Below are 3245 nucleotides of genomic sequence, written 5' to 3' on the forward strand. Positions count from 1 at the left end.
CTTTGTTTACAGTGTTTACATTCATAAGATATTTTTTTATAATCTTCGAGCGTTTCTTAATTTTTTAGTAGCTGTTATTAAATCTGCATATTCTCTAATAACATATTTTGAAACAAAAAGTAATCCATACAATCCCCCAACTACAATAAGTCCTTTTATCCAAGGATTTTTTAAAAGAGCTTTTTTCTGATGTGAAATTCTATTTAATCCTTTTACTTCTTGAATTAGTGATTGAGGTTTTTTTCTTTTTGTTGTTCTCTGTTTTTCCATAATCATAAAGTGTGTTTTTTAGAATTTTGGAGCATTCAATTTATTGTACTTCATGTATTTAAAGTTTCATTAAAAAAATAATAAATTCCAAAAAAATGAGAACTTATTTATTTACCTTCCTTGTAAAATCGTTTCATATTGTGATTTAAATTAAAAGTAAAAAAAGTATCAAAAACGTTATTTTATTAGATATAATAAGGGTTTTGAATTTGTCGGGTAAATGAGAGGTATTACTACCTCTCACTCCCCTCAGAACCGTACGTGCTACTTTCATAGCATACGGCTCAAGCAGTTCCTAATGCAACTTACAGTATTATTTTTCTTATGTTTTTTATGCAAAATTTATGAATAACTTTTGTTTGAGTTTTACCATTTCTATTTTTTGGTAGTTTAATCTCCTTGATTGCCTCACCATTTAAAAGAGATAGTTTACATATCGGGCATTTATAGTTTTGGTTCTTAATCAGTTTCTTTGAATTTAATCTTAGAGACTTGATTTTTCTTTTCTCTCTAGATTTCCAATAAGTATTTAATTTTGGATCATCAGGAGAATTAGAACCTTTTACTAAAATATGTCTCTCAATTTTGAACCATCCGAATTTGATCAGAAATAAGTGTGGATTTTTGCTTCCAAATACCCATTTGTCATTTCTAAATCGATTGAATTTGCCCCAATATTTGTTTTTACACCAATACCAAGGTTTGTTTGGATGAGTTCGAGAGGCATACCTAAGTTGCCTTTTAAACATCCAGTCATCCATTGATTGAAAAGTCTTTGATGACACTGCAATTTTATAATAATTTGCCCATCCCCTTATTATAGGATTGATTCTAAAAATGATTTGGTTCATATTGTGTCCAACAAGAGACCTCCATTCTTTTTTTAGTTTAGATCGGATTTTCTTGACGGACTCTTTGCTTGGGGTTATGAACAACTTGTATTGGTCATTTCTGATTTTGTACTGTCTAATATTGAATCCCAAGAAATCAAACCCTTTTGTTATATTAACTATTTGGGTTTTTTCTTTCGAGAGTGCCAGTCCTCTGTCTTTTAACCAGAAGGCTATTGTTTCTTTGGCACTTTCGGCGTCTTTCTTGGTCTCACAGAGAATCACAAAATCATCGGCATACCTTATAATTGCCCTATTCCCGTGCATTTTTCTTTTGAGCCTACCATTTTTTCTTTCTATACCCAAAGCTTCTTCCATTCCATGTAAAGCAATATTGGCTAATAATGGAGATATTATCCCTCCCTGCGGAGTTCCTGTAGGAGTTTCCTTGAACATCTTACCTTCCATAAAACCAGCTTTTAACCATTGTTTAATGAGCTCCTTTGCGGGAAAACCTTCTATGGTTGTTAGTAGGGATTCATGGTCAATATGATCAAATGCCCCTTTAATATCCGCATCTACTATCCATTTCTTTTTTGACCTAGAATTAGCATTTAAGAAGATTGACATAATTGCATCGTGACATCCTCTACCAGGACGAAATCCGTAGCTAGTAGCTTCGAACTTTGCTTCCCATTGAGGTTCCAGCGCATTTTTGACCTTTGCTTGCATGCATCTGTCAATTACAGTTGGAATACCTAGAGGACGGGACTTTCCATTTGCTTTAGGGATATATATCCTTCTTGTAGGATTAGCTTTCCAAGGGTGATAGTCCATAAGTTGTTGAACTAGTCTCCCTCTTGCTTTTGGCGTTTTTACAATTTTGCCATCTACTCCTGCGGTATACTTCCCTTTATTTACCTGAGTTACCTTTCTTACACTTAATAGAGTGTTAGAATGACTCCTCAACATAAGTTTCTGAAGTGATCTTGCTTTTTTAAGATCACCTTCCTGTGTCGCTCTAAAAATCCGCTGTCTCAGATTGCGAACCTGCTTTTCTGTCTGTTTCCAATTAATATCAGTCCAGCTTTCAGGTCTCATTGTTTCGTTTGCTTTTTGTTTCTGCATCTAACTTCACTTTGATTAACTTTCTTTACAGTGTCTCTTTAGAAGAACCACCAGATCCACGTCAGCACCCTTTCAGGTTAGATATATATCCTATCCGACAGGTTATGTATTCCCTTTACCTTTCGGCTGTCGGCTTTCGCTTTTTAGACCTTCCTACTCCTGCTAAGGGTTTAGGCATTCTTTACAGTTTGCTTACCGGATAGTAAGTCCGGACCTTGTCAGGGTTATCACGTTACACATCAATAAGATACAATTGGGGAAGATGCTCTCTATGTTCCGAAGCCTTGAGGTGTTTATTATAGAGACAGGAATAAATCTCTACACTCTTTACGGCTTATTTGTACGTATCATCTGTCATTCGTACAATTTTATCTTACGAAACTTCATCAAGAGTTCATTTTCATTCATCTTTCCAATTTTTCCTTCACCCGTCTTCATTAATAGCTTCTGAAAGACTTAGGTTTTAATTCTGGCTTCGAACCTGATCGTTACCAACCACGCCCGCAAAATTCAGGAATAGGCTTCAAACACAAGCCTAGATTATTTATCCTACTGGATAATTCTCACTTATTTAATGCGTCTTATCGTGTCGCACATCCCCCCTATAAATTAAAAAGAGATAAAAACGTTCGAAAAAAAAATTAAAGAATAGCCAGTTAATAAAAACTAATTGAAATTATTTAATCCAATATCTAATATGGATAAAAGGTACGAAACCCTGATACCTAAAGAATACAAATCGGGCTGTTTATTATTATAAAATACATAGCCCATTGAGGTGTTTATTTTTAAATGTAATTCCATAATATTCAAAATCCTAACTTAGGTATGTGCTTTTGTATGAAATACTACTTTCATCGTTTTCTAACTATTTTATTTTTTCAGCTTTTAACTTATCCTTACCGTCATCCCTATAGTAAATACTTGGTCATTGTTATAGTAAAAAGTTACGTGTGATCCTTATAGTAAATACTTGGTCATTGTTATAGTAAAAAGTTACGTGTGATCTCCCTATAG

2 protein-coding genes are annotated in these 3245 nt (G+C 33.8%); both read right to left on the reverse strand.

The window, feature by feature from the left end; all coding sequences use genetic code 11:
- Positions 1 to 36: 36 nt before the first annotated feature.
- Complete coding sequence (locus tag N456_RS08845; protein WP_062056036.1) at positions 37 to 270, reverse strand: hypothetical protein; 234 nt, start codon at positions 268 to 270, stop codon at positions 37 to 39.
- A gap of 305 nt (positions 271 to 575) precedes the next feature.
- On the reverse strand, positions 576 to 2228 hold the full coding sequence (gene ltrA, locus N456_RS08850) for a group II intron reverse transcriptase/maturase (RefSeq protein ID WP_062056038.1): 1653 nt from the start codon (positions 2226 to 2228) through the stop codon (positions 576 to 578).
- Positions 2229 to 3245: the final 1017 nt, after the last annotated feature.

Source organism: Aquimarina longa SW024 (genome assembly GCF_001401755.1).
GTDB lineage: Bacteria > Bacteroidota > Bacteroidia > Flavobacteriales > Flavobacteriaceae > Aquimarina > Aquimarina longa.

What these genes read in the sequence shown, in the direction of transcription:
- ltrA (WP_062056038.1), bottom strand. Translation starts at nt 2,228, where the DNA reads ATGCAGAAACAAAAAGCAAACGAAACAATGAGACCTGAAAGCTGGACT.
- N456_RS08845 (WP_062056036.1), bottom strand. Translation starts at nt 270, where the DNA reads ATGGAAAAACAGAGAACAACAAAAAGAAAAAAACCTCAATCACTAATT.